29 protein-coding genes and 1 pseudogene are annotated in these 24,214 nt (G+C 64.0%); 17 read left to right on the top strand and 13 right to left on the bottom strand.

The features are described 5' to 3' along the window. Positions 1-54 precede the first annotated feature (54 nt). The 3 genes from IAG39_RS31550 (at position 55) to IAG39_RS09315 (ending at position 1,176) form a co-directional block, all read left to right on the top strand. Complete coding sequence (locus IAG39_RS31550; protein ID WP_223283510.1) at positions 55-201, top strand: hypothetical protein; 147 nt, start codon at positions 55-57, stop codon at positions 199-201. Between the two features lie 86 nt (positions 202-287). Further along, positions 288-848 carry a DUF4142 domain-containing protein gene (locus IAG39_RS09320; RefSeq protein ID WP_118934899.1) on the top strand — a complete coding sequence of 187 codons (561 nt, stop codon included), beginning with the start codon at positions 288-290 and terminating at the stop codon, positions 846-848. Positions 849-942: 94 nt separating this feature from the next. Next, positions 943-1,176, top strand: coding sequence for a hypothetical protein (locus IAG39_RS09315; RefSeq protein ID WP_059371848.1), 234 nt, complete (start codon positions 943-945; stop codon positions 1,174-1,176). 3 nt (positions 1,177-1,179) lie between these two features. On the opposite strand, the gene IAG39_RS09310 is transcribed toward IAG39_RS09315, so the two are convergent. From IAG39_RS09310 to IAG39_RS09295, 4 genes are all read right to left on the bottom strand, one after another. Beyond that, on the bottom strand, positions 1,180-1,386 hold the full coding sequence (locus tag IAG39_RS09310) for a hypothetical protein (RefSeq protein ID WP_118934897.1): 207 nt from the start codon (positions 1,384-1,386) through the stop codon (positions 1,180-1,182). A gap of 42 nt (positions 1,387-1,428) precedes the next feature. Beyond that, positions 1,429-1,644 (bottom strand): hypothetical protein, encoded by a 216-nt coding sequence (locus tag IAG39_RS09305; protein WP_124260414.1) that lies wholly within the window; start codon positions 1,642-1,644, stop codon positions 1,429-1,431. Positions 1,645-1,649: 5 nt separating this feature from the next. Continuing rightward, positions 1,650-3,461, bottom strand: a complete 1,812-nt coding sequence (locus IAG39_RS09300) for a hypothetical protein (RefSeq protein WP_118934895.1) — start codon at positions 3,459-3,461, stop codon at positions 1,650-1,652. An 80-nt stretch (positions 3,462-3,541) separates the two neighbouring features. Beyond that, a complete protein-coding gene (locus IAG39_RS09295) occupies positions 3,542-3,940 on the bottom strand; it encodes a PRC-barrel domain-containing protein (RefSeq protein ID WP_059371844.1) in 399 nt (132 codons plus the stop codon). Between the two features lie 261 nt (positions 3,941-4,201). Between IAG39_RS09295 and IAG39_RS09290 the strand changes: the two genes are divergently transcribed. The 4 genes from IAG39_RS09290 to IAG39_RS09275 all read left to right on the top strand — a co-directional run bounded on the left by IAG39_RS09290 (position 4,202) and on the right by IAG39_RS09275 (position 7,455). Then, positions 4,202-4,552: a hypothetical protein gene (locus IAG39_RS09290; protein ID WP_118934893.1), complete on the top strand. Its 351-nt coding sequence runs from the start codon at positions 4,202-4,204 to the stop codon at positions 4,550-4,552. 183 nt (positions 4,553-4,735) lie between these two features. Beyond that, the gene (locus tag IAG39_RS09285; protein WP_118934890.1) at positions 4,736-5,692 is read left to right on the top strand and encodes a glycosyltransferase family 9 protein; all 957 of its coding nucleotides are present in this window, start codon (positions 4,736-4,738) and stop codon (positions 5,690-5,692) included. Beyond that, complete coding sequence (locus IAG39_RS09280; RefSeq protein WP_118934888.1) at positions 5,667-6,785, top strand: glycosyltransferase family 4 protein; 1,119 nt, start codon at positions 5,667-5,669, stop codon at positions 6,783-6,785. The genes IAG39_RS09285 and IAG39_RS09280 overlap by 26 nt, the downstream gene beginning before the upstream one ends. A gap of 64 nt (positions 6,786-6,849) precedes the next feature. Further along, positions 6,850-7,455, top strand: a complete 606-nt coding sequence (locus IAG39_RS09275) for a hypothetical protein (protein ID WP_118934887.1) — start codon at positions 6,850-6,852, stop codon at positions 7,453-7,455. Between the two features lie 51 nt (positions 7,456-7,506). Here IAG39_RS09275 and IAG39_RS09270 read toward each other — a convergent pair whose 3' ends face one another. Next, entirely contained in the window at positions 7,507-7,896 is a 390-nt protein-coding gene (locus tag IAG39_RS09270) for an OsmC family protein (protein WP_118934885.1), read from the bottom strand. 396 nt (positions 7,897-8,292) lie between these two features. Between IAG39_RS09270 and IAG39_RS09265 the strand changes: the two genes are divergently transcribed. Genes IAG39_RS09265 through IAG39_RS09255 form a run of 3 tightly spaced genes read left to right on the top strand, consistent with a single transcriptional unit; the run spans position 8,293 to position 12,097 of the window. Beyond that, positions 8,293-8,766, top strand: coding sequence for a (2Fe-2S)-binding protein (locus IAG39_RS09265; RefSeq protein ID WP_054453532.1), 474 nt, complete (start codon positions 8,293-8,295; stop codon positions 8,764-8,766). Then, positions 8,763-11,054: a xanthine dehydrogenase family protein molybdopterin-binding subunit gene (locus IAG39_RS09260; RefSeq protein ID WP_118934883.1), complete on the top strand. Its 2,292-nt coding sequence runs from the start codon at positions 8,763-8,765 to the stop codon at positions 11,052-11,054. The genes IAG39_RS09265 and IAG39_RS09260 overlap by 4 nt, the downstream gene beginning before the upstream one ends. 2 nt (positions 11,055-11,056) lie before the next feature. Beyond that, a complete protein-coding gene (locus IAG39_RS09255) occupies positions 11,057-12,097 on the top strand; it encodes an XdhC family protein (RefSeq protein WP_118934881.1) in 1,041 nt (346 codons plus the stop codon). 304 nt (positions 12,098-12,401) lie between these two features. Here the strand turns inward: IAG39_RS09255 and IAG39_RS09250 are convergent, their stop codons facing one another. Continuing rightward, positions 12,402-13,367 carry a Bug family tripartite tricarboxylate transporter substrate binding protein gene (locus tag IAG39_RS09250; RefSeq protein ID WP_059371836.1) on the bottom strand — a complete coding sequence of 322 codons (966 nt, stop codon included), beginning with the start codon at positions 13,365-13,367 and terminating at the stop codon, positions 12,402-12,404. A gap of 147 nt (positions 13,368-13,514) precedes the next feature. Between IAG39_RS09250 and IAG39_RS09245 the strand changes: the two genes are divergently transcribed. The 4 genes from IAG39_RS09245 to IAG39_RS09230 all read left to right on the top strand — a co-directional run bounded on the left by IAG39_RS09245 (position 13,515) and on the right by IAG39_RS09230 (position 18,429). Then, positions 13,515-14,471, top strand: a complete 957-nt coding sequence (locus IAG39_RS09245) for a helix-turn-helix domain-containing protein (RefSeq protein ID WP_118934879.1) — start codon at positions 13,515-13,517, stop codon at positions 14,469-14,471. Positions 14,472-14,578: 107 nt separating this feature from the next. Beyond that, entirely contained in the window at positions 14,579-15,946 is a 1,368-nt protein-coding gene (glcF, locus tag IAG39_RS09240) for a glycolate oxidase subunit GlcF (protein ID WP_187774092.1), read from the top strand. A 7-nt stretch (positions 15,947-15,953) separates the two neighbouring features. Further along, entirely contained in the window at positions 15,954-17,480 is a 1,527-nt protein-coding gene (locus IAG39_RS09235) for an FAD-binding oxidoreductase (RefSeq protein WP_118935248.1), read from the top strand. A 448-nt stretch (positions 17,481-17,928) separates the two neighbouring features. Further along, entirely contained in the window at positions 17,929-18,429 is a 501-nt protein-coding gene (locus IAG39_RS09230) for an acyloxyacyl hydrolase (RefSeq protein WP_373429139.1), read from the top strand. Between the two features lie 647 nt (positions 18,430-19,076). Here the strand turns inward: IAG39_RS09230 and IAG39_RS09225 are convergent. Together IAG39_RS09225 and IAG39_RS09220 are read right to left on the bottom strand one after the other, a co-directional pair. Then, a complete protein-coding gene (locus tag IAG39_RS09225) occupies positions 19,077-19,355 on the bottom strand; it encodes a hypothetical protein (protein WP_054453545.1) in 279 nt (92 codons plus the stop codon). Then, on the bottom strand, positions 19,352-19,639 hold the full coding sequence (locus IAG39_RS09220; RefSeq protein ID WP_054453547.1) for a hypothetical protein: 288 nt from the start codon (positions 19,637-19,639) through the stop codon (positions 19,352-19,354). Before IAG39_RS09220 ends, IAG39_RS09225 begins: the two co-directional genes overlap by 4 nt. A gap of 152 nt (positions 19,640-19,791) precedes the next feature. Between IAG39_RS09220 and IAG39_RS09215 the strand changes: the two genes are divergently transcribed. The 3 genes and pseudogenes from IAG39_RS09215 to IAG39_RS31720 all read left to right on the top strand — a co-directional run bounded on the left by IAG39_RS09215 (position 19,792) and on the right by IAG39_RS31720 (position 21,114). Continuing rightward, positions 19,792-19,953: a hypothetical protein gene (locus IAG39_RS09215; RefSeq protein WP_165867963.1), complete on the top strand. Its 162-nt coding sequence runs from the start codon at positions 19,792-19,794 to the stop codon at positions 19,951-19,953. Between the two features lie 271 nt (positions 19,954-20,224). Beyond that, positions 20,225-20,662 (top strand): annotated as a pseudogene (locus IAG39_RS31545) (hypothetical protein). A 227-nt stretch (positions 20,663-20,889) separates the two neighbouring features. Beyond that, entirely contained in the window at positions 20,890-21,114 is a 225-nt protein-coding gene (locus IAG39_RS31720) for a CrpP-related protein (protein WP_082400914.1), read from the top strand. 50 nt (positions 21,115-21,164) lie between these two features. Here IAG39_RS31720 and IAG39_RS09210 read toward each other — a convergent pair whose 3' ends face one another. From IAG39_RS09210 to IAG39_RS09190, 5 genes are all read right to left on the bottom strand, one after another. Beyond that, on the bottom strand, positions 21,165-21,401 hold the full coding sequence (locus IAG39_RS09210) for a hypothetical protein (protein ID WP_054453741.1): 237 nt from the start codon (positions 21,399-21,401) through the stop codon (positions 21,165-21,167). Between the two features lie 656 nt (positions 21,402-22,057). Further along, a complete protein-coding gene (locus tag IAG39_RS09205; RefSeq protein ID WP_082400916.1) occupies positions 22,058-22,567 on the bottom strand; it encodes a DUF2514 domain-containing protein in 510 nt (169 codons plus the stop codon). Next, entirely contained in the window at positions 22,546-23,085 is a 540-nt protein-coding gene (locus tag IAG39_RS09200) for a lysozyme (RefSeq protein ID WP_054453551.1), read from the bottom strand. Before IAG39_RS09200 ends, IAG39_RS09205 begins: the two co-directional genes overlap by 22 nt. Continuing rightward, on the bottom strand, positions 23,082-23,312 hold the full coding sequence (locus IAG39_RS09195; RefSeq protein ID WP_223283493.1) for a holin: 231 nt from the start codon (positions 23,310-23,312) through the stop codon (positions 23,082-23,084). The genes IAG39_RS09200 and IAG39_RS09195 overlap by 4 nt, the downstream gene beginning before the upstream one ends. An 84-nt stretch (positions 23,313-23,396) precedes the next feature. After that, complete coding sequence (locus IAG39_RS09190) at positions 23,397-24,032, bottom strand: hypothetical protein (RefSeq protein ID WP_118934629.1); 636 nt, start codon at positions 24,030-24,032, stop codon at positions 23,397-23,399. Between the last annotated feature and the right edge of the window lie 182 nt (positions 24,033-24,214).

The following is a 24,214-nucleotide window of genomic DNA, read 5'->3' as shown; positions in this document are numbered from 1 at the left end:
GGTCCAACACCATACAGGCTGAAACCTGCCTGGGCGTGATCCAGCACAGCGGCTTTGCCGACAACTACGGGCGTCACCGACGCGGTCGACGATGAGATTCCTGCCGGCACGCCGTGCTATGCCTGGGTCTTCAAGACTGGCCAGGCCGACGCCACGCCGGCGACCTACGCCGAACAGACGGGCAAGCCCAAGCCCCTTTGAAGCCGCCGACGGGCGGGAACAGCGATTGCTGCTGGATGCTGGCTTCCCACTCAAATGGCGCCCTGCGCCCCTATCTGGAGGTTTCCATGAAAATCCGCTATCTGACCGCCACGGTCCTCGCCTCGCTGACATGGGCTGCGGCCCCTGCAGCGCAGGCGCAGACGGCGCCCGCCGCGCGCCCCTCGGCCGCGGAAGCGAAATTGGACAGCGCCGACCGCGACTTCCTGGAGAACGCAGCCCAGGCCGGCAATCTCGAAGTCGCCGGCAGCAAGCTCGCCCTGGAGAAAGCCCGCGACCCCGACGTGAAGGCATTTGCCCAGAAAATGATCGATGACCACGGCAAGGCCGCCCAACAGCTGGTCACGCTCGCGCAAGGCAAGGGCTACCAGGCGCCGACCGAGCCATCGCTGGTCCAGCAGGCCAAACTGAAGGCGCTGGGCTTGCGCGACGACAGCTTCGATAAGGCCTATGTGGACGAGATCGGCGTATCCGCGCACCAGGACGCGGTGAAGCTCTTCGAGAAAGCCTCGAACGATGTGAAGGATCCCGACGTCAAGCAATTCGCAATCGAGACCCTGCCGGTGCTACAGCAGCACCTGGAAATGGCGACAAGCATGCAGCAACGCATGGATGCCGCCAAGAAGTAGGAGCCATTCCCCGGGTTTTCGATACCCGCGAAGGAACAGATGCGCATACCTGCGGGCGCATCTGCAACCAGTACGCTTGCTGCGGAACATGCATATGGATCGCGAGGAACTATTGGCACAAATGATCGCCACGCCAGCGGTCGACCGGGACTTCCATGAATGGCCGGAAGTGTTGGCCAACTATGCCGAATGCCTGATCGCGCTGCAGCCCATGCTGCGGCCGGAGGAACTGGAAAGGCTGATACGGGTCGGCGCGGATTTTTACCGCACGCTGGCGCGCGCCGAACAGTATCGGCACACGTCAGTCTGGGACGACCCGCAGCCGTAACGCTCAACCATAGGCGCCGTATGAGCGCCTGTGGTACGCCTGCCTGACGTAGCGCTGGAGTTTCGCCTCAACTGAAGAGACGGCGGCGGCAGGTTCCGCCTGCGGGTCCAGCAAGCGCCGCGCAGCTTCGAGCGTGCGCCGCGCCCTCTGTTCACCTTCACTCAAGATCTCGGCGGGTGCCGCCGTCGTATCGCGGTCGAACTTGTCCATGACGCTGCTCCTGAAGGCGGACGGAATGCCGCCACATCGCCATCAGCAAACCACGTGCCCGCATGCGTGCGGCACGGCAATTGCTGCGTTGCGGCTTTCCTCTGAATCGGCGCCCCACTGTCCTGCAGCGTAAGCAACGCCCAGCATCTTGAGTTCGTGCTGCCGACGCTTCAACTGGTCCTGCGGCTCGACCGGGCAGTCGAGGTCGGCCTCGATCATGCCCTGGCCGCGCCCGCCCGACAGGACGGCGACGAGCAAGGCGGCTAGCTGACGATCATTGAGACCAACGCGCGGTCCAGCAGCGCAGCAAGGCGGGAGAGTCCCGCCTCCACCGGCCCCGCGATGTGCACGCGCAAGCACGGCCGGCCCCGCGAGGCCAACTCCTCCATGTCGCCCAAGGCCTGCGCGCGCTGCATGGCGGCGAAGCCCAGGGCGTGGCCGGGCGCTTGCAGCTCCTCCCCGGCGTCCGCGGTAATGAACAGGAATCGTCCGCCCGCGGGGCCGCCTTTGTGCAACTGGCCTGTGGAATGCAGGTAGCGCGGACCGAACCCGACCATGGTTGCAACCCCGGTCGCCTGGCGCAGCCGGCAGCGCATCGCGGCGAGGCGCGCCTCGTGGACCGGATTCCGTGCGACATAGGCCAGCAGCGACACGTAGTCGCCCTGGTCCACTCCCGCAAAGTACGACGCCAGCAGCTCGATCGCGGTCGCCCCCTGGGCCTCGCCATGGAAGGCCAGCGCGCCTTCGACTAGCCGGGGCATAGGATCGGCTCCCCCGATGCCGGCTTCGTGACGCGCCGCCAGGGCCTGCGTGCGCGCCTTGCTGGCTTCGACGTCCGGCTGATCGAACGGGTTGACGCGCAGCACGGCGGCGGCCACGGCGGTGGCCATTTCCCAACGAAAGAACTCCTGGCCCAGCGACTGGGCTGACGGCAGCTCGCAACGCACCACCGGGAATCCCACAGCCGCCAGCCGCCGCATACGCGTGTCCAGGTCCGCGCCAGGCGTATCGCTGTGCGCAAGGTGGACGAACATGCGGTCGCGGCCATAATCGCACGCATCCCCGGCCAGCTCGTAGGCGACAGGGATGATGCCCCGCCCATTCTTGCCGGTGGATTCGGCCAGCAGTTGCTCGAGCCAACACCCCACGTACTCCAGCCCGGGCGCGGCCAGGATGGTGAGCTTGTTGCGGCCGTCCAATGCGGCCTCGCCCAGCTGCGCTCCCAGAAGCAACCCCGGATTGACGCGCACTTGGGCCTGCGCCGCGCATGCCCGCACCATGGGGCGGGCGCTGCGCAGGAATGCCGCGGGATCGTGCCCCAGCAGCGCCAGCGCGACCAGTCCGAAGGGCGACAGCACGGAGTAGCGCCCGCCCACGGACGGCTCGCCCTCGAAGACGGCGGCATAACCGTCCGCCCGTGCGCGGTCCAGCAACGGAGACCCAGGATCGGTAATGGCGACAAAGCGCTGCCCCGCTTCCTGCGGTCCAAGCCGCCGCGCCACCTGTTCATGGAAGTAGGCAGCGAGCATGCGCGATTCCAGGGTCGATCCGGACTTGCTGCAGACGACAAACAGGCAACGCGTGATATCCACCGCGGACTGCACCGCGCGCACCTGGGCTACGTCGGTCGAGTCCAGCACGTGCAGGCGCAAGCCTCCGCTGGCCACGCCCAGCGTGCGGGCCAGCGCCTCGGCGCCGAGGCTGGCGCCACCCATGCCCAGCAACACCGCATCCGAGAACCCGGCCACGCACAACCTGCGGCAGATTGCCGTCATGCGGCCGAGCGCCCGGGGCGCCATGCCCGGCTGCAGCCAGCCCAGCCAGCGATCCTCATCGGTCCCCGTCCACAGCGTGGCGTCGCATTGCCACAGGCGCGCCATCCAGTTTTCGCTTTCCGCCTGGTCGATACGATGCCGGACCCGCGCTACCAACTCGGCCGGCGCCTGGAAGCTGAATCCGTTGAGCCCCGCCGCCTCGCGGCGCAGGGCAACGGGAGTCCGCCGGCCTGCGTGTTTTCCCGAAAACTTGACCGAGCGTAGCGCCAGGCCGGCATCGTGGCTAAGAGGGGTGTGCATAGGAAAAGCCGGCCGACCGGCATGGAAAGAACGGGATGACTGAAAAAGGGCGGCTCGGGGCCGCCCTTCAAAGCTGCGCGTTACCAGTACGGATCCTGGTTGTAGTACTTGTGCACGCTGAGCGCCCAGCTTTCGTCCGCCATCCTGGGCCAGTCGTCCTTGTCGAACCCCGGCGCGTTCTTCAACACCTCCTTGTCCACGTTCAGGATGAAGCACTTGCGGTCCGTGTCCAGGGTCAATGCCGCCCAGGGAATGGCAAAGAGCTTGTCGCCCATCCCCAGGATGCCGCCGCGCGACAGCACCGCATACGCGACTCGTCCGCGCGGCACGTCGATCATGATGTCCTTGATGGATCCCAGCCCTTCTCCCGCGGCGTTGACGACATCGTTGCCCTCCAGGGTGTCCGCGGCCATGACTTCAGGGCCCGGGCCCGTCGCCGAACTTTTGGGTCCGCCAACAATATTGGTTTGATGCTCCATGCGTTTCTCCTGTGCGGGGCCTATCCCCACGTTGAACTCCGGCAACGGCGGCGTCTCGTGCGCCGATCCGGACTGCCCCATCCAGCAAGCGTCGTGCCCACCGCCCCCTGAACATCTGGCGCGAAGCCAACTGCAGCGCTTGCGCGCAGATATTCCACCGATCGGCATTTTTTTCCGGCTCTTGTGACGCTCTTCCCGGCGGCTCAGCCCGGGCATGGCGCTTGCGGATCGCATCCCGCTATCTCACATAGGAGCGTACTCATGAAATTCCGAGCCTTCACCTACGCACTGGCCTTGTCCGCCGGACTGGCTTCGGCCGGTGCGCTGGCGCAGTCCGCCATGCCCACCTCGCCGTCCAACACGCCGAACGACGGCACCGCCGTGCCCCCCAACCAGCCCGTGCCGCCCGGACAGAAGCCGCCCGCGCCGAATGCGACGCCGAACACGCCGACCACCCCGCCCAACCTGAACAAGGGCGACCACGCCCGGTCCGACATGCACAAGACCGACAAGCAGGGCCGCCACCGCGAGGCCAATGACAACGTGCCCAGCACCAAGGGCGGCGGCGCTACGCCGCCTCCGGGCTATCCGAACTCCGGCGGCTCCAAGTAGCCGCGCAACGACGACGTGAACCGAAACAGCAGAAGGATGTAGTTGTTTAGTTGTGTTAACCACGTCCGGCAGCTTCTTCACATTCCTTAAAAGACCTCGGAAAGATTCATTCGACAGGATCGATACATTGCGCGGCAGCAGTCTGCGGACTCCAAGAAAACTGCCGTGCAAACGAGGTTGCCCATGTCGGAAGTCGTCGTATATGTCAGAAGCCAGCCCCAGCTGGGCGACCAGATCGTCGCCCTGCCGGCGCTCTATCAACTGAAAACCTGGTGGGCCTCGAGGCGGATCCGGGTGGTCGCCCGCGACGACCTCGCCGGCTTCTACCGGGGCGTGCCCTGGGTCGACGAGTTTGTCCGGGCCGCCACGTTCGGCGACTATCTGCGCACGCTCAAGAAGCACACCCCCGTTTGCGTCAGCCTGCACCACAGCAGCGAACGCTTCGGCCTGATCAACCTGCTGCGCCGGCCCGCCTTGCGGTTCGGCTTTCACAACGCGCGAATGAGCGACCTGGCCTGGACGCACTCCCATCGCAAGAGCCTTGCCGAGTACATCGGCTTGGCGAATCTCCGGCTGCTGGCGTCGTACCGGCAGTTCGACGCCGAGGCCGCGGCGCGCCGTTGCTTCCAGACGCTAGCCCACCCGCATCGGCACGAAGGACCAGGGGCCGACGTGGTCCTGATCCCTGGCGGCGGCTCCGGCGCGTTCAAACGCTGGAGCCTGCTGAACTATCTGCGCCTGGCCGAAAGGCTAAAGCTGCTGCTGGGCCAGGACACCCGCTTCCTGTTCGTGCTGGGAGAACAGGAAGTCATCGAACGCGACCAGCTCGAAGCCATGCGGCGTCCTGAGTTTTCCATCGCCTACTGCCGCTCGGTGCCGGAGCTCAGCGCCCTCATGCTGCGTGCGCGCCTGATCGTGGCCAACGATTGCGGCCCGTCGCATATCGCCCAGGGCGCCTGCGTGCCCTACGTGGGCGTCTTCAACGAGTCCAATCCGGAATGGTTCTGGGACCGCCCCTACTCCGCCGCGGTCGTGCCCCGCCATCCCCGCGACGGCATCAATTCCGTCACGCCCGACGACGTGCTGGGCGCCTGCCGCAAAGTCCTGGAGCATCATGCGCATCCTGCATACGCTGGCTGAGCGCAGCCTGGGCGGGCTGGAATTCCGCGTCCTCGAGCAATCGGCATGGCTGCAGCGCCATGGCTACGAAGTGGCGATCGCCGCTCCGGCGGACAGCGAAATCGGGCGCGAGGCGCGGCAGCGCGGCCTGCGCGCGGTGGACATGGACTTCGACGCCGCCTACTCGCCGGCCACGGTCCTGAAGCTGCGGCGCGCGGTCAAGACGCTGCGCATCGACCTGATCGACAGCCACAGTCGCGCGGACGGCAAGACCGCTGCGCTGTGCCGCGACCTGTGCGCCGTCGTCAGGACGCGCCACTTCGCCAAGCCCATGCCCTCCTCTCCACGGCGGCGGCTGGAATGGAAAATCGGCTGCGACCACGTCATCGCGACCAGCCTGCTGGGCAAGCAGGAAATCGTCGCGGCGCGCCTGGCCCCCGCGCAACGGATCAGCGTGGTGGGAGAATGGGCCGCCGACGAATTCTTCCAATCCGCCGACACGCCGCAGTCACGCCTGCGTACCCGGCAGGCCTTGGGCATCCGAGTCCCCGACAACGCCTGGGTCATCGCCACCATAGGCATGCTGCGTCCCGAGAAAGGCCAGGCCGACCTGTTGCGCGTGGTGCAGCGGCTGCGCGGCCTGGGCCTGCCCGCCATCGCGCTGGTGGTCGGCATGCCCACGGCCAGCACCAAGCCCTATGCCTATGCGCTGCACCAATTGACCGTCGACCTGGGCATCTCCGAGCATGTGGTGTTCGCCGGCCATCGCAACAATGTTGCGGAGATGATCCGCGCCGCCGACGTGGTGCTGGTGCCTTCGGCCACCGAAGCCTGGTCGCGCGTCGTGCCCGAGTCGTTTGCCGCGCGCCGCCCGGTGGTCGCCAGCGACGTCGGCGGATTGCCGGAAATCGTCGCGCCGGGCCAGACCGGTTGGCTGGCCGCGCCGGGCGACGTCGCCGGCTACACAGACCGCATCATGCAGATCCGCGGCGATCCCGCGCAAACCGCAGCCGTGATCGACAACGCCCGGACCTACGCCGACGCCAATTTCCGGCTCGCGGGCAAGATGTTCAGCACCTTGGAAGCGTACAAGCGGGCGCTGCGGCCCGCTTGACGCAGGAGCGCCGCGGCGGAAGGGGTATCATGGTGCCCCCGATTTGTTTACCCGATTCAGTACCGTGACCAAGCCCGCCCTATTGCTCGTTCTGGCAATCGCCTTGACGGGTTGCTCCAAGCAGGAAGAAACACCCTGGGAACGGCTTCAAGCCGCCACGCCGCAACTGCAGCTGGCCGCCAACACCCCGGAAGCGGCGGTGAAATCCTGGTGGCAGGTGCGCGACGCGCATGGCCGCTACACCGCCACCGCCTGCAAGGAACTGGTCGAGCTGTACCGCCCGTTCAACGCCGCCGAAGACTCCCTGAGCACCGCGCCGTTGCAAACCTGGCAGAACGCCGACCAGAAATGCAGCGTCGACACCTACGAGCGCAGCGTCGTCAACGTCGACGTCCAATCCGACACGCGCGCCTTCGTAGTCGCCCAGATCCGCAACACCACGCCCTCCACGCCCGGCTTTCCGGTGGACAACGACGAGCGCGACCGCAAGGAACGAGGCGTGCGCATGCAGTACCTGCTGGAACGCGCCGACAAGACCCAGGACTGGAAGATCGCCCAGGTGTACGGCCGCAACCGCTATTGCGAAGTGACCCCGGTCAATGGCTGGTGCCCGCTGTACAACCGCGCGGCGGGGTCGGCGAATAGTTATGTGTTTGAGTTCAGCCAGTAGGTAAGGCGCGGGCAGAAGCGTGTTCTGCCCGCCTCCGGACGCGCATCCTCTTCAGGCCGTCAGGATTGCAGCTGACCGCACCCGCACCGTCTTGCCCAACGTGCGCACGACCGGCGATGCCTGCACCGCCCCGCGAACCAGATCCTGCTGCGCCGCCGTCAGCGCCGCAGCGAAGCGCAAACTCACCTCGAATCCGGTTTCGTCATCCTGACGATCGATGGCCACCTGCACCGTCGCCTCGGGCAACGCAACGCCGGCGCGGTCCGCGGCCATGCCGATGGACATGCAGACACAAGCCGCGAGCGCGCTTTCAAGGAGTTCGTGCGGCCGCATGCCCGTGGTTCCTCCTTTGCCGTCTTTTTGCGTGTCGGAGAGCAGGACATTCCTGCCGTTCGTTACCTCGACGCCATAGGGCTCGCCCAGCCGTTTCGCCTTCACCATGCGGGTCTCCTGTCGAGAATGAAAGAGACGACAGGCTAGGCCTGAATCGGGAACCGGGGAAGGCCAGCGGAGATGCTGGTATGGGATGTGACAGGGTAGACGTCACTGCAACGCAACCGAAAAAATGGGGCTGCACGCGACCTGGCAGCACGGCTACACCGTGCTCACCGACGGGGCGGCCGAAGGCGTAACATCCTCGGGGCTGGCCCTCGGCGATCCGAAGGAGCCGTTTGCGTCGGCTCTTGGCACCGGCTCTGGCTCGTCGCCCTTAAGTTCTGTCTGGAACAATTAGGCAGAATTATTGAATTTTTAGGCAGAATTCCGATTTGAAAAAATGATTCACTCACGGTTCAGGCAAGCTTTCGCCTGCCATGCCCGCCCACCAAGGATTCCTCCATGACCCAACTTCAAATCAATGGCCAGGCCAAGGATATCGACGTCCCCGGCGAAACGCCCCTGCTCTGGACCTTACGGGATGAACTCGGCATGACCGGCACCAAATTCGGGTGCGGCATGGCGTTGTGCGGCGCCTGTACCGTGCACATGGACGGCGCGCCAATCCGGTCCTGTGTCACCCCGCTCTCCGCCGTGGCAGGCCACAGCATCACGACCATCGAAGGGATAGAGGCGGATGCGGTCGGCCGGGCGGTGCAGCAGGCCTGGATAGAACAGAACGTTGCCCAATGCGGTTACTGCCAGGCGGGCCAGATCATGACGGCGGTAAGCCTGCTCAAGGTCTCGGCGCAGCCGACCGACCAAGACATCGAGGACGCCATGAGCGGCAATATCTGCCGTTGCGGCACCTATCCTCGCATCCGCGCAGCCATCCAGCAGGCGGCCAGGCTCCTCGCCCAGGGAGGCAAGCAATGACGCACATCGCTCAACTTTCCCGGCGCGGCTTTCTGCAGGGCGCCCTGGGCGCGCTCACCCTGACGGTCACGGCCAGGGGTTTGATCACGGCAGCCTGGGCCGCCGAGTCCCCCGCCCAGAAGTACGGCGCTGACAGCATGCCCGGCGGCACCGTCGACGACCCGCTGGTTTTCGTCAGCATCGCCGCGGACGGCACCGTCACCATCGTCGCGCACCGCGCCGAAATGGGCACGGGCGTGCGCACCAGCCTGCCCATGGTGGTGGCCGACGAAATGGAAGCGCGCTGGGACCGCGTCAAGGTCATACAGGCGCAGGCCGATGAAGCGCGCTATGGCAACCAGAACGTGGATGGCTCGCGCAGCGTGCGGCACTTCCTGATGCCCATGCGACGCGTCGGTGCGGCCGCCCGCCAGATGCTCGAAGCAGCGGCGGCAGCGCGCTGGTCGGTTCCTGTGGCCGAGGTCAAAGCGGTGCAGCATGAAGTGCTGCACCAGCCCTCCGGGCGCCGGTTGACTTATGGCGAGTTGGCTGCGGACGCGGCCAAACAGCCGGTTCCCGCGGGCGATGCCCTCAAGCTCAAGGATCGGGCCGAGTTCCGCTATATCGGGAAGGAGCACGTGCGCCTGGTGGACCTGGAGGCCATCGGCAAGGGCCAGGCTAGCTACGGCATGGATATGCGCCTGCCCGGCATGGTCTATGCCGTCGTCGCACGTCCTCCTGTCGTCGGCGGCAAGCTGCGCCGTCTCGACAGCGCCAAGGCACTGGCCGTGCCCGGCGTGCTGAAGGTCGTCGAGATTCCACCGATGCAGGGGGCGCCCGCGTTCCAGCCCCTGGGCGGCGTCGCAATCGTCGCGCGCAACACCTGGGCGGCCCGCCAAGGCCGCGACGCGCTGCAAATCGAATGGGACGATGGCCCCAACGGCAGCTACGACTCAAGCGCCTACCGCCAGACGCTGGAATCGGCAGCGCGCAAGCCCGGCAAGACCATGCGCAGCCAGGGCGATGCCGCGCAAGCCTGGGCCAAGGCGCCCGAAGCCGAGCGCGTCGCCGCGGAGTACTACGTTCCCCATCTGGCCCATGCCTCGATGGAACCGCCAACGGCCACCGTCCGGATCAAGGATGGCCGCGCCGAGGTCTGGACGTCGATCCAGAACCCCATCGCCGCGCGCGACGCCGTCGCCGCCCGGCTGAAACTGGAGCCCGCCGACGTCGCGGTGAATGTCTTGCTGCTGGGCGGCGGGTTCGGCCGCAAGTCCAAGCCGGATTTCGTGGACGAGGCAGCCATCGTCGCCCGCGCCATGCCCGAAGGCACGCCAGTCAAGCTGGTGTGGACTCGCGAAGACGACATTCATCATGACTATCTGCATACCGTGTCGGTCGAACGCCTGGAGGCCGTTCTAGACAAGAACGGCCAGGTCCAGTCCTGGCTGCACCGCAGTGCCGCCCCCACCATCGCCTCCCTCTTTTCGGAAGGCGCCAAGGGCCAGCAGCTCTTCGAATCGGCCATGTCGGCCATCAACATGCCGTACCGCATTCCCAACGTCCGGGTGGAAACGGCCGAAGTGGAGGCCCATGCCCGTATTGGCTGGTTCCGCTCGGTAGCCAACATTCCGCACGCCTACGCTGCCCAGTGCTTCATCGCCGAATTGGCCCACCGCGCGGGCAAGGACCCCAAGGATTTTGCGCTCGACCTCATCGGCCCGGCGCGCAGGATCGACCCGAGCACAATGGCCGACACCTGGAACTACTCAGAATCCCCCGAGCTCTATCCCTACGACACGGGCCGCCTGCGCGGCGTGATCGAAGCGGCCTGCAAAGGCGCGGAATGGGGCAGAACACTGCCCCAGGGCCACGGCCTCGGGCTGGCATTCTGCTACAGCTTCATGAGCTACACCGCCACCGTGGTCGAGGTGGCCGTGGATGCAAAGGGCGAGGTACGCGTGGTGGCCGTGGACATGGCGATGGACTGCGGGCCGCAAATCAACCCCGAACGCATCCGCGCGCAGATGGAAGGCGGCGCCATCATGGGCCTGGGACTTGCCCTTGCCAGCGAGATCTCGTTCGAACGCGGCCGCGTGAAGCAGAGCAACTTCCACGACTATGAAGTGCTGCGCCACAATGCCTCGCCACGCGTGATCCGCACGCATCTGGTCAACGACGATCACACCCTGCCTCCTGGCGGCGTGGGCGAGCCCCCGGTGCCGCCCGTGGCGCCCGCGCTGTGCAATGCCATCTTTGCCGCCACCGGCAAGCGGATCCGCAGCCTGCCGGTGCGCAGGGTAGCCTAGGCATGGAGACGGTCGACGTCCGCGTGTTGCGCGAAGCCCGCGCCTGGCTGGCGGACGGGCACAGGCTGCTGCTGGCCACGGTGATCAAGACCTGGGGCTCCTCCCCGCGCCCCGTCGGCTCCATGATGGCGCTGCGCGAAGACGGACGCTGCGTCGGCTCTGTTTCGGGCGGGTGCATCGAAGACGACCTGATTCATCGATACACCCGCGCCTATGGCACAGGCGCCATCGCGCAAGGCGCGCCTGAACTGGTGCGCTACGGGATCGAAGCCGACGAAGCGCGCCGGTTCGGACTGCCTTGCGGCGGCACGCTGGAGCTGCTGCTGGAGTTCCAGCCGGACTACGAAACGCTGGATGCCCTGGTCCGGCGGCTCGAATCCGGCCAGTTGGTCCAGCGCACCGTTGACGTAGCCACCGGAGCGGTGACATTGGCGCCGGCCTCGAGGCCCGCCACAGTGCAATTCGACGGCGCGACGCTTTGTTCCACGCTGGGGCCGCAGTACCGGATGCTGCTCATCGGCGCAGGCGCGTTGGCGGAATACCTGGCCACCATGGCCTTGTTCAACGACTTTGCCGTGACGATCTGCGATCCGCGCGGGGAACAAGTAGGCAGCTGGTCCGTGCCCGGCGTGCACATCACCCGGGAAATGCCCGATGACGCCGTGCTGGCCCTCGTCCCCGACACGCGCACCTGCATCGTCGCCTTGAGCCACGATCCCAAGCTGGACGATCTCGCGCTCCTGGAAGCGCTGCACAGCCCGGCGTTTTACGTGGGCGCCATCGGTTCACGCCGCAATACGGACATCCGCAGGCAACGCTTCATGGAGCATTTCGGCGAAACCGCCGCATCTCTGGAACGGCTGCATGCGCCAGTCGGCATCCATATCGGCAGCAGGACGCCCGCGGAAATCGCGGTGAGCATCATGGCGGAGATACTTGCTGTCAAGAACGAGGTTGTATTGCCTGCCATCGTCGATGGTTCTTGCCGGGGGCTACCTGCAGCACACCGTCCCGTGGCGATGACCCAACCCCTGACGCCATGAGCATCGCGCCCTGGGTAGTAAAAGGGTAAATAAAAAGCTCCGTGCAAGATATAGCTCGGAGCACTCAGGTGTGTATGGCACACAACTGGACAGCAAGGAACTGATCAAATAGCTAGAGCGGTCCGGGTGGAAACTGGGAGGAGGTCAGCACCAGCAGTCCCCATAAGTGCCCCTGTATATCTTGCGGGATCATATAGGTCATCGAGTCAGCACCTATCACTCATAGCCGGCGGACGGCCAGCTTCCGCCTGTCGACAGTTGCAGTAAAGCAAAGGACAAATTCGGACAGGTCGGCTCCGCACACCTACTGCACTGGCGACAGGTTCGCCTCCTTGGCGGCCGCGGCATACATCGGAATCTCCCTGGCCATGGTGTCGGCCAGGACTTGCGGCGCGCTGCCTACGGGATCGATGCCCAGCTCCAGCAAGCGGTCGGCCACGGCGGGCTCTCTCACGGCGGCGGATACGGTGTTCTGCAACTTGTCGATGACGGCCTGCGGCGTACCCGCCGGCGCGTACAGGGACGACCAGAACGACATTGCGAAATCCGGTGCGCCGGACTCCGCGACGGTGGGCACGTCGGGCAACAAGGTAAAACGCTTCGCCCCCGTGACGGCCAGCGCTTTCAACCGGCCGCTGCGGATCTGGGGCAGCACGGCCGCGGTGTCGATCAGCGCAAAGTCGATCTCATTGGCCAACAAGGCCGCAACCACGGCGGAATTCCCTTTGTAGTTGACCACCTCCGCTTCCAGGCCGACGCGCTTGGCGAAGAGTCCGGTGGCGAGCTGGAAGGAGTTGGCGCCCGAGCCTGCGAACAGCGGCTTGCCGCTATTCTTGCCCTGAGCAACCAGATCGGCCACCGAGCGCGCCGAGCTTTCAGCCTTGACGGTCAGGATCATGGGAATGTCCCCGACAAGGGAGATCGGCGCGAAATCGGCGACCGGGTCGTAGTCCAGGTTGTTGTAGATGGCCGGATTGACGGTCATGCCGCTGCTCGGTCCCACCAGCAAGGTGTAGCCGTCGGCCTCGGCCCGCTTGACGGCGCCGATGGCAATGGCGCCGCTGGCGCCCGGCCGGTTCTCCACGATGAAGGGCTGGCCCAGCCGGCGCTGCAACTGCTCGGCCATCAGGCGGGCCAGGATATCGTTGCCGCCGCCAGGCGCGAAGCCCACGATCATGCGCACGGGCCGCGCCGGATACTCTTGCGCCGCGACACTGAAAGCCGACAACGCGAGCACTGCACCTGCCCACAAAGATAGAAACCGTTTCATGCCACGCTCCATACGTTGAACTCAGTGCGCCGTTACTGGGGAATGCACGGATGGCCCATTCTCCCCTGCCTCGCTACATTGGGCACGACCCAACGTGCCAGCCGATGCCGCTGGCAGCGACAGCACGCAACGGACCCCGGAGCCGAAATGGCGCCTGAATGGCACAACTGGAGCACCCACGATCACGGCCAGCACGCCCTGGCGTTCTGGCAGGATGCGGTCTGCGCCGGTGTGCTCGACTCCGAATTCCGCGCCGAACCCGACGCCGGATTCGCAGGCACCATGTCCAGCCAGAACCGCGCGGGAGTCCGGCTCGTGAACTTCGCGAGTTCCCCGCACATGATTCGGCGTTCCCAGCGGCAAGTCAGCCGTCTCAATGGCGATCACATCATGCTCAGCCTGCAATTGCAGGGCAGCGCCTTGATGTCCCAGGGCGACGAGCAGTTGTGCCTGCGGCCCGGAGAATTCGCGCTGCTCGACACCGGATCCGCGTTCGACATCACGTTTCCGGAAACGACCTCGCGCCGGCTGGTCCTGTTGCCGCGCCACGCCTTGAGCGCGCGCGCCCCGGGCATGCGGCGGCTGCGCGCGCCGGCCAGCCTGCCGGCCGACATGCCGTTCGCGCCCGTGCTCACCGAAGCCATGCGCCTGCTGACCGATACGACGGTCAAACTGCAGGACCGCACCGTCGACACGCTGCTGGATGCCGTCATCGAGATCGTCTCGTTGCATTGCGCATCCCTGGCGGACGCCGCGGCGCCCCCGTCCACCGAACTGAGCTTCGTCGGCGTGAAGCGCCACATCGATACGGCGATCGCCAACCCGGACCTGTCGCCCGCGATGGTGGCCGCAGCCTGCCGCATATCTGTCCGCACCCTGCACCGCCTGTTCGCGCGGCATGCCGCCTTGTCGTTCGAAGCCTACGTGGTGCAGGCCCGCCTGACGCTCGCGCATGAGCTGCTGGCGGCTGGCAAGACCCGCACGGTCAGCGAGGCGGCCTTCGCCTGCGGCTTCAATAATCTCTCCCACTTCACGCGGCGCTTCTCCGAGCGATACGGCGAATTGCCCGTAAATCTGCTCAAGCAAGGGCAGACCCGCGGCTGACTGACGCCGTGGGCGGCGTCCGCTGGCGCGCTGGGCACAGCCCCGCGCAGCGCCTGGCGGCAGAATGAGCTTCATCCCGGCCCTGGCCGGCAAGCTTACGTCGCACCATGCCCAAGACCATCACCATTCACCGCCCCGATGCGGTCCGCGCCGCCGCCGAGAGCTGCGTGCATTTCGGCTTCTGCACCGCGGTCTGTCCTACCTACGTGCTCGACGGCGAAGAACTGGATTCACCGCGCGGCCGGATCGCCCTGGCGCGCGAGATGCTGGACAGCGGCGCTGCGCCCAGCCCAACCGCCGTGCGCCACCTGGACCGCTGCCTGTCGTGCCTCTCGTGCGAAACCACCTGCGCGGCCGGCGTCTCGTATCACGCCATCATCGACGGCGCGCGCGAGCATATCGAGAAGAGCAAGGTCCGCCCGCTGACGCAGCGCCTGCTGCGCTCGGCGCTGGCCCGGGTACTGACGACCCCCAGGCTGCTGCGCCCCGCCGCGGCCGCGGGCCGGTTGCTGCGCGGCGCCGCCGGCCGCCTGGGCGGGCCGTTGGGCGCGTTGGCCTCCCTATCCAGCGCCCCCGCACTCGCGGCGTTTGCGCCGCGCGCCGAAGCCGCTCCACAGCCGCCCGCCAACCCCACGCGCCGCGTGGCGCTGCTGGACGGCTGCGCCCAGTCGGTGCTCGGCGCCGAGATCAACGCCTCGGCCAAGCGCCTGCTCATACGCGCCGGCATCGCCGTCGTCGACGTGCCCGGCGTGCAATGCTGTGGCGCGCTCGAACTGCACATGGGACGGCGCGAGGCCGCCACCCGGCACATGGAACAGGCCGTCCGCAGCTGGTCGGCCGCGCTGCAGGCCGGGCATATCGACGCCATCATCAGCACCACCTCGGGCTGCGGTTCCGTTATCAAACGCTATGAGGAACTGCTTTCCGACCGCCCCGAACTGTCGGCGCAGGCGCGCCTCGTGGTCGAGGCCACCCAGGACATCGCGCAGATCGCCGCCGGCCTGCCGTTGACATCCACCGGCTCGGCGTCAGGCCTGGCCGTTTCCTATCACGACTCCTGTTCACTCAAGCATGGCCTGAAGATCGAACGGCCGCCGCGCCGCGCGCTGGGCAAGCTGGACATGGAGGTGCGCGATATCGCGGAATCGCATCTGTGCTGCGGCTCGGCCGGGACCTACAACATCCTCGAGCCGGCCATCTCGGACCGCCTGGGACAACGCAAGGCGGCCCACGCCTCGGCCGGCCGGCCTGACGTGATCGCCGCCGGCAACATGGGATGCCTGGTGCAGATCTCGCGCTTCACGCCCGTGTCAGTGGCGCACACGGTGCAGCTGCTGGACTGGGCCACCGGCGGCCCGCCCCCCCGCGGTCTCGAAAACTACCGGCCCAAGCCGCCGCAGGCGGCGGCCGACGCTCCAACGCCGGCGGCCAAGCCGGTTCCGACAACCGCCGGCAGCGGCGATCTTCTGTGGTGAAAGACGTATGCCTTCCAATGACCCTATCGTAGATTTCGCCCATGCGGCGGCGGCCGAGCTTGGCGCGGACGCCATCGCGCTGGGTGACGACGTCCTCGGACGCTACGGCGAACATACCCTGCCCTGCGCCGATGTGCGCCCCGGCGCGGTCGCCTATCCGGACTCGACCGAGGCGGTGCAGACGCTGGTGCGCCTGGCCAACCGCTTCCGCGTCCAGCTCTATCCCATCAGCAATGGCCAGAACATCGGCCTGGGCACCCGCTCGCCCATCCGCCCTGGCCAGGTGGTGGTGGACCTGGGGCGGCGCATGAACCGCATCCTGGAAGTGAACGAGACGCTGGGCTATTGCGTACTCGAGCCCGGCGTGAGCTTTCGCGCCATGCACGACGAGCTGCAGCGCCGGGACAGCAAGCTGATGATCTCGCCGACCGCAGGCCCGTCGCAGGGCAGCATCCTGGCGAACGCGCTGGACAAGGGCGGCGGCAGCGGCGCCTACGCCGATCATTTCGGCATGAGTTGCGGCATGGAGGTCGTGCTCGGCAATGGCGACGTGATCCGCACCGGCGACGGCAGCCTGGCCGGGTCCTCGCATCCCAACTGGCACGTTTCCAAATACAGCTTCGGCCCTACGCTGGACGGCCTGTTCTCCCAATCCAACTTCGGCATCGTCACCCGCGTAGGCATGTGGCTCATGCCCCGGCCGCCGCATATCGAACCCTTCTTTTTCACCTTCCCCGACGACGAAGATCTGGGGGAGATCGTCGAACGCATCCGTCCGCTGAAGCTCAGCAATTTCGTGCCGACGCTGATCCGCGCCACCAATGACCTGTATCTGCTGTCCTCGGCCGCCACCAACCCGGAATACGCGGCCAGCGGCGGCAAACGCTCGATGTCCGACGAGGGACGCGCCGCGCTGCGCAGGCAGTATGACCTGGGATCCTGGACGGTATCAGGCGCCGTGTACGGCGCCAGCCGTGCCGCCGTGCAACCCCAGATCGACCGCATCGCCCAGCACTTCCTGGCCTCGGGCAAGGGACGCCAGATTCCCATGGAGGAAGCCGAGGACATCGGCCCCCTGCACATCGCCATCAACTCCAACACCGGCGTGCCGACCGACAGCGAATTGAAGATGCTGGGCTGGCGCCCGGGCGGCGGCGCGATCTGGCTGTCGGCGGGCTCCCCCGTCGCCGGCGACATCGTCAACGCCCTGCAAACACAGGCGCGCCGCATTTGCCACGAGCACGGGCTGGAATACCTGCTGTCGAACGTTTGCGGCGCCCGATTCGCCCGCGCCATCCACGCGATCATCTACAACCGGGAAGACGCCGACGAAACCGCGCGCGCCGACGCCTGCTACCGGGCGCTGGCCAGGCTGTTCGCCGATCGCGGCATTTTCGTGGGACGCGCGCCGACCATGTATCACGAGTTCCACCAGGCCCAGCGCATGCCTGAGTTGGTGCGTGCTTGCGCATCGATCAAGGCCGCCTTGGACCCGAATGGCGTGATCGCGCCAGGGAAGTACGGGATCGAATGAGGAGGGGCGTGTCCGGGGCGGCTCCGCTCCGGACGCCCGTGAGCCGCCGGCCGCGCGGGCTTGGGCGGCGGCTATCTGTAAGACGTTGAATTTTCGTGGGATGTTGGCGCAGCAGGAGGGGCTTGAACCCCCGCCCCTGGGGACACAGATCCGGACCAGGAGCACGCACTTCAGACCCTTCCGAGACGACTCATTCAACAATACTCAAAACTTCACAGAACTTTATATTTCTTATTTGAACGATCTATACAGTGAAAGGGTAATTGGGCAGTACCACTTGAAAATCGGAATTGAGGGCGACTTTCACGCCGCTTCTAGGGCATTCGTTCCGACGGACAAACTCTGCTCCTCCTCACCCTCCCTATCTCAACGCATGAACACCAACAGCAAAAAAACCATTAAGGCACAGTTTCACCTGCAACGGCTCTTGCCGGCGGTGCTCAGTCTAATGCTCGCAGGCATGGCCGACTCAGCACTGGCAGATACCAGTGGAACGCAGGGCGGTATTAGTGTTCACTACGGCGTAGGTAAGCAATACAAGCGCTACACACTGAACTATGAAGCAGCGTCGGTCTGGACTACCAAGTTCAGTGGGAACTGGGGGCGCTTGGATTTAACGCCCGAAATCGGCGTTTCCTACTGGACAGCCGATGGCTCTCGCTCGCCCAGTCAAGCCTGGCAATTTAGCGCGATCCCCATGTTCCGCTGGTGGACTACCGAACGCTTCTACATCGAAGCGGGCATTGGGGTCACGGCGCTCACTCGCACTCGGTTTGCAGACAAGAACATCGGATCTGCCTTCCAGTTTGGTGATCATATCGGTGCGGGTTTTCTACTCACGCGCCACGACCGTATTGGTCTGCGCCTTTCACACTTTTCCAATGCCGGCATCAAGCGACCGAACCCTGGTCTGGACACCTTGCAATTGACATATACGTATCAGTTTTGATCACAACGAAGATCCAAAACCGTGACCACGATGCGTATGATTTCGCCGCGCATACGAACCCGGCGACGACGCACAAACACTACGACAGACGGGTGGTGAAGAAGGCCATCGCGCCAGAGTAAAGTTCCAACGCAGGCATTTTTATTCTGATAATTGCCTTATCAACGGCTTTTGGCATTACACAATAGCTTGATTTACTTAGCTATTCTGGCGCGGCAGGAGGGGCTCGAACCCCCGACCTCAGGCTTAGAAGGCCCGTGGAAAATCGACCTAACGCGTTGATTTTTCGTGGGTCTCTAATATTTGCGTTAGAACAGCTCTCTTTTTTTTGCTACGGTTTTATGCGGTTCATAGACCGTCTGTTCTAACGCAAAGGTCCATCAAGGTGCAGCCACCACACCGCGCTCAAGAAGCTGGAACAGATGGAATAGTGCTTCCGGGCCCGAGGCATCCCATTGCCGCCCTAGACAGATTGGGGCCCGGATACCCGGGGCCGCTCATCCTTCGGCCTCCAGAGCATGATGCCTGAAACGACGCGGTGCTGGCCAGGCGACAATGCCAAGCACACCGCCCCGTCGAGTGGCTTTCGAGCCCGAGAGCCCTAGGTGCAGCCACGGCCGTCAATCGCGCGGTAGCTGGCACGTTCATTAAGAATCCTTGTTTCCTCTGAGGAACACTGCAACCCTTGCTTTTAGCAGCGAGGCATCATAGGTAGAGTTGCTGAGAGCACTCTGTAGCACCTTTCTCCGGACTTCAGTCGGCATTTCACGCCAGACGCTCAAGATCGCTGCCCCAAGGCAGGCAATGACTCGCCGCTCGCCTTCGTCAAGCACGCCAGTGTCTAACATTTCAACTGACGTGGGCAATCGGATGCCGCCGTCATTTAGCCAGCGCTCAATGTCCGCGTCATCAGGATCGTGAATCATATTTCCTGCCCCGAAAAATCCCCTTCAGCGATGCGCGCAATCCTCGCCTTGAGTGCAGACCTGTCGAATGCTGCTTGAGCGATTTCGCGATTCAATACCCGCCGACGCGCATTGAGCGGGAGCTCATCCCAGAGGCTCAGTACCGACGCCCCGAGAAAAGCCAGAATTCGACGTTCAGACACCTCGAATTCCTCAATAGCGAACGACTGAGCCAGAGAAGCCAGTTGCGAGCCCCCCTCATCGTCCCATCGCTCTAGCGCTTTAGTACCGGTTGTCTGTGACATGCTGCAGCCTCCCACAGGGTTTCATACAGCCAGTGTAGGGCAGGCACTGCTCGACGCCTTACGCCTGTTTCAATTTAGTCTTAGGCCAGACCTACCACAGAGCGTACTGTGGGGATGTGGTACTCGCCACGACAACCAAAAAGGTAAACATCATGACATTTCCTACCCGCTTCAGCGCCGCAGGTCCCCCCACCCAGCCTGGTCAATCAGACGTGCCTAACAAGCAGCAAGAACAGCAAAGCCAGGAACAAAAAGAAGAGGCAGCTCGTAAGCAAGCACAGAACGACCCGCTGAAACAGCGTACCCCTCAGTAGCGAATCGCACGCTTTCGGCCCCTTCCCGTCACGGAAAGTGCAGCTGCTTGGCCGGTGATGGATGACTGAAAGCTTGTGAGCAGACGCTGACTCATCGCATGATTGCGAGGGCCAGCGTTGTCGTGTATCCGTCCCGACACGATACTTCTGCACCGGTTCAAAGGCCACGACAGAGGCCAATCGGCCCAGAAAACAAAAACTCGGACCCGATCAGCTGATTCACTCTTTCGCGTATACGCCGCGCTGCGATTCATTCAGACCGCTACCCATCATGAAGCCTTTTAGCAAGTCATTTGCGCGCCTCACTACTGCTTGCCGAAAATTCCTCCCTGCAACGACATCGTTCAATCACTACGGCGGCCACCGAGAACATCGGCCCTCTCCCCACGCGGCGACCTTGTCGCCCTGGCGTGTGTACATAATCTATGCTCGCCCTAGGCGTCTGTTTCTCCGGAATGAGCAAGGCAGAATCTTTGACTTCGGCGTTATGAAAGGACCTGAGCCCACGTTAGCCTATCGGCTGTCCATGCGAGGTCTCACTGGCCAGGGGTTTGCTTCGCGCTAGCTGTTGCTCGATGACATTACCAGTCGAATTGAGGCCGGTGAAATTACGAGCGAACAGCTTGACCTTCACGAGTGTGCTGCTGGGTCAGGAGTCGATCTGGATCGCGGCACGCACATAGACGTCGCTATGAAATTGGCTGGATAGGCTCGAGCGCGTACCCCAAGTCGAAGTTGCGGCATAGCGAACGTGCGCTTCGAAAAGATAGCGATGGTGGAGGCAGTGTATCGCTCCCTAACAACCAAGCTGCGCAAAGGGTTGGTGCAGCCCTAGTACGTGTTGACGTCGTACTCTGGTACGGAAACACCATTGCACTCGCATCCCAACTCATTTCATACTTTCCATTCGACCATCTACTTTTGGAGGGTTCAGGAATGTATGACGACATCCGAAAGCAGGGAGGAGCCGCCGCCCGCCAAGGATCGCCCCTTTGGGACTGCCCCTACCTCAAGGCCCAGGCGATGCCCGGGCACACGGGAGAATCACCCAGAGTTTGGCAGGCCAAGGTCGATGCGTGGGAAGCAGGATGGGCGAAGGAAAAGGAAGTGACAAGACCGCCGCCGAGCCCCGTTCAATTTGCAGGCCTACATGCGGTGTAAGTCTCAAGCACGCGCCCATTACGGGGCGCGTACCTGAATCGCCGCGAGGTTCACTCCGCGGAAGAATGACGCGTAAACGTGCGGCGATAGTCTTCAGCACGCGCGAGAGTCCGATAGAACTGGCCGCCCACGCCAACCAGTTCGTGAGTCTCCTCCACGGTCAACCGCGCTTCTATCCGCTCCAACACTGCGGCGTAGGCGTAGAGCACCTCCGTCCAGTCTCCGAATCCCAAATTCTCAGGGCCGGCGGTCACGATCATCTTAGAAACAAACTCGTCCGTATTCACATCGATCCCCAAGAGTTCTTGCTGAGCGCAGCAAGATTCATACCCAGGGTACCACTGGGCATACAATCGAGCTAAGGGTCGGGTGTCACCATCCGCTACGTCTGACATGGGCCAAGACTTGGACTCGCCGCGCAAGCTGCGCAAGGGGATGGCGCCGCGCTAGGGGTTGCTACGGCTGATTTCGCCGAGCCTCGCATCCCGCACCCGCTTAAAGAGCTCAGTGATGCGCGCGTCTAGCGCCCTTCGGCGCCGAGTTTCTAGCTGTAGGCGGCGCAGCTGGATGAAGAGCACAATACAGGCGACGGGAAACGCCATTGCTGAAAGAAGCAAGACCTCAGCGAGTTGAGAGTGCTCATGCTGAATTACAAGGATTCGGATCAGCTCATAGGCATCCGCCCCCACTAAGACCTGATGGCCGACAAGCAAATATGCCACTGTGAGGAATGCGACCTCTCCCCAACCCTCCCATGCTTCTCCGGCTTTAGTCCAATCGCTCGCACGAAACATCGCCTTCTCCCGTATGGTGTAACCAATTGATAGAGGGATTTCGTGACGCTATCACAATATCGGACGGCGGCGTGGGTATTGTTGTCGCGCCTTCGCTCTATGGCTATTTGCGCAGTTTGCTTCGCCGACCTCTCGATCCAGTTACATCACTATTGGCGCAGTGCGTCATATATCCGCTCGCAGGTCAGTCCCGCGATGCGGGCACGGTCCGCAATTCCTGCAACCTCTGCAGCTCGCTCGCTAACCCTGCCGAGCATGTAGGCGAGCAAATCGACGGCATCGGCCCCTGACGGGCTTCCGTCGGCAAGGGTGGGATCTCTGTCTGCTGCGGCGCGAGCCAGCGCGTTTGCGTGGGAGCGCAGCCGGTCGCGCTCAGTGCGAGCGCCAACAGCGTCAGCAGCCGCCTCAGCGGCTTGTTTCTGGGCAAAATCACGAGCTTGCTCCATGGCGGCAGTACGCCGCCGTTCTTCGGTTCTCGCCGCCTCGACAGCGGCAACAGTGGCCTGGGACTGCGCATCCAGCTCAATGGCCTGAACAGCACGCAGCTGGGCCAATTCCCGACCGTGGAATGCGCCCAGCACGAACCAGGCGGCGGCCCCCCCCAGCAGCGCCGCCGCGGCGTAGCCCCGCCCACCGATCAACGCAGTCCCGATAGACATAGTTCACGCTCAGCAAGACGGCGGTTGTACAGGCCGCGCACGAACTTCCCATCAGCATAGGACCAGACGGGCTTGCCATCCGGAGCATGCGCTAAGGCGTCGCATCCCTCGCGCAGCCGATTGGCATTGATCAGCCCGACCGTCCGGCTTGCGCAAGTTCTGGCTGGGCCAAAGTTGTGAGCGTGGCTGCTCAAAGCGTCCCAGATCGGCTGACTTATGGCCACGTCGATGCAATCGGATAGGTCGAGCTGTCCCTTGAGAACCACCATCCGCTCCACCTCGGCGCAGCGCTCCGGCGACCAGTAGTCGCCCACCACTACGGGATAAGGGCTGGTGTGCTTCGTGATGCCTTTGCAGACGGTGGGTAGCCCCTTGGCCAATTTGTCCGCATACACGGTGTTCTGGCCCTCTCCTTCCCAGCGCCCAAGAAACTGCTGCAGGTCTGCCGAAAATAAAGTAAGGACACCAGAAGCGATAAGGGCGGCAGCGCCGCCCGTGACCCGAGCTCCCAATTTCATAGTTCACACCGCTCCTTCAGCGCCGCCATCCGAGCATCGCTTTCTACTTGTTCTCTTCGGTCGCGCCGGCGCTGGTAGTACAAATTAGCCAGCAACCCGATCACCGCGACAAGTACGCCTAGCCATCCAATCCAATTAACTTGCGCTGCCCATCCCACCACGCCGGTTACGGCGCCCACGTCTGTCGTTCGATTTGCGGTGTAGATGGCCGCATCGTCCAGCTTCATTTCCTTGATCCTTTGGGGCATTGCGCCTCCGTATGGACGAAAAAAAGCCCGCACTTGGCGGGCGCAACATGCAAAGCCGCTTCCTCAGTAGATGCGCGACGAATTCAATACAAGCAATGAAGCTCCATCCTCCCCGTACGTGAAGTTTCCCGGCCAGTTCCCCGATGAAATGCCCCCGTCGTTCTTCGTCTGGACGCGATTTCCGATAGTTCGGAAATAAGTGATGGACTGATACGCATCGACCTCGTTGTACATGGATATGTATGTGGACACGCCCAACTGGACCACGAGCGGAACAAATGGGGTCGTGATATCGATCTCTTGCCCCGCGCCCTGGGAGGTGAAAAAGCCGTAGTAATTCCAATACGAAAAATCGGAATGGAACACCTGGCGGCTCGACGCATCGAACACCTCGATCCCACTATTCCCGCCACCGGCCGGCGCGCCAAAGGCGTACCAATAAACCGGCGCACTTCCACCCACCTCCCCGTTGCGCAGTTCGTACCTGATGGTGGCGCCAGACAGCTGCGTTTCATGGACGTAGATCCATTTCTCGCTGCGAAACGCCACCATCACGACCGATGCCGGCACCTGCAGGATGGCCGAGCCCCAGGCCGCCGGCAATGACACGCTTCCACGCGCGATCAGCGCCACATTCCGATAATTCTCATCGATCTGCACCTGCCCAAGATCGCCTTTCACATACAGTCCGCTAGGCATGTCAAATCACCATAACAAAGCAGCGCCAAGTCGCGGCTGGCAATGCCGTGTACGGGCTGGTCGTAAATGTCACAGTCCGCCCACTTTGGGTTATGACTGGCGGGTAGTACCCCCACATCGAACCGGGGCCGTAGATCATCATGGTGAACCCGATTACCTCCCTGAACTCCACCTCTGCCGGG

The sequence above is a fragment of the Achromobacter xylosoxidans genome (assembly GCF_014490035.1).
Lineage (GTDB): Bacteria > Pseudomonadota > Gammaproteobacteria > Burkholderiales > Burkholderiaceae_B > Achromobacter > Achromobacter bronchisepticus_A.
Note: the sequence above shows the minus strand (reverse complement) of the source record. Positions and strands in the feature narration are given on the sequence as shown.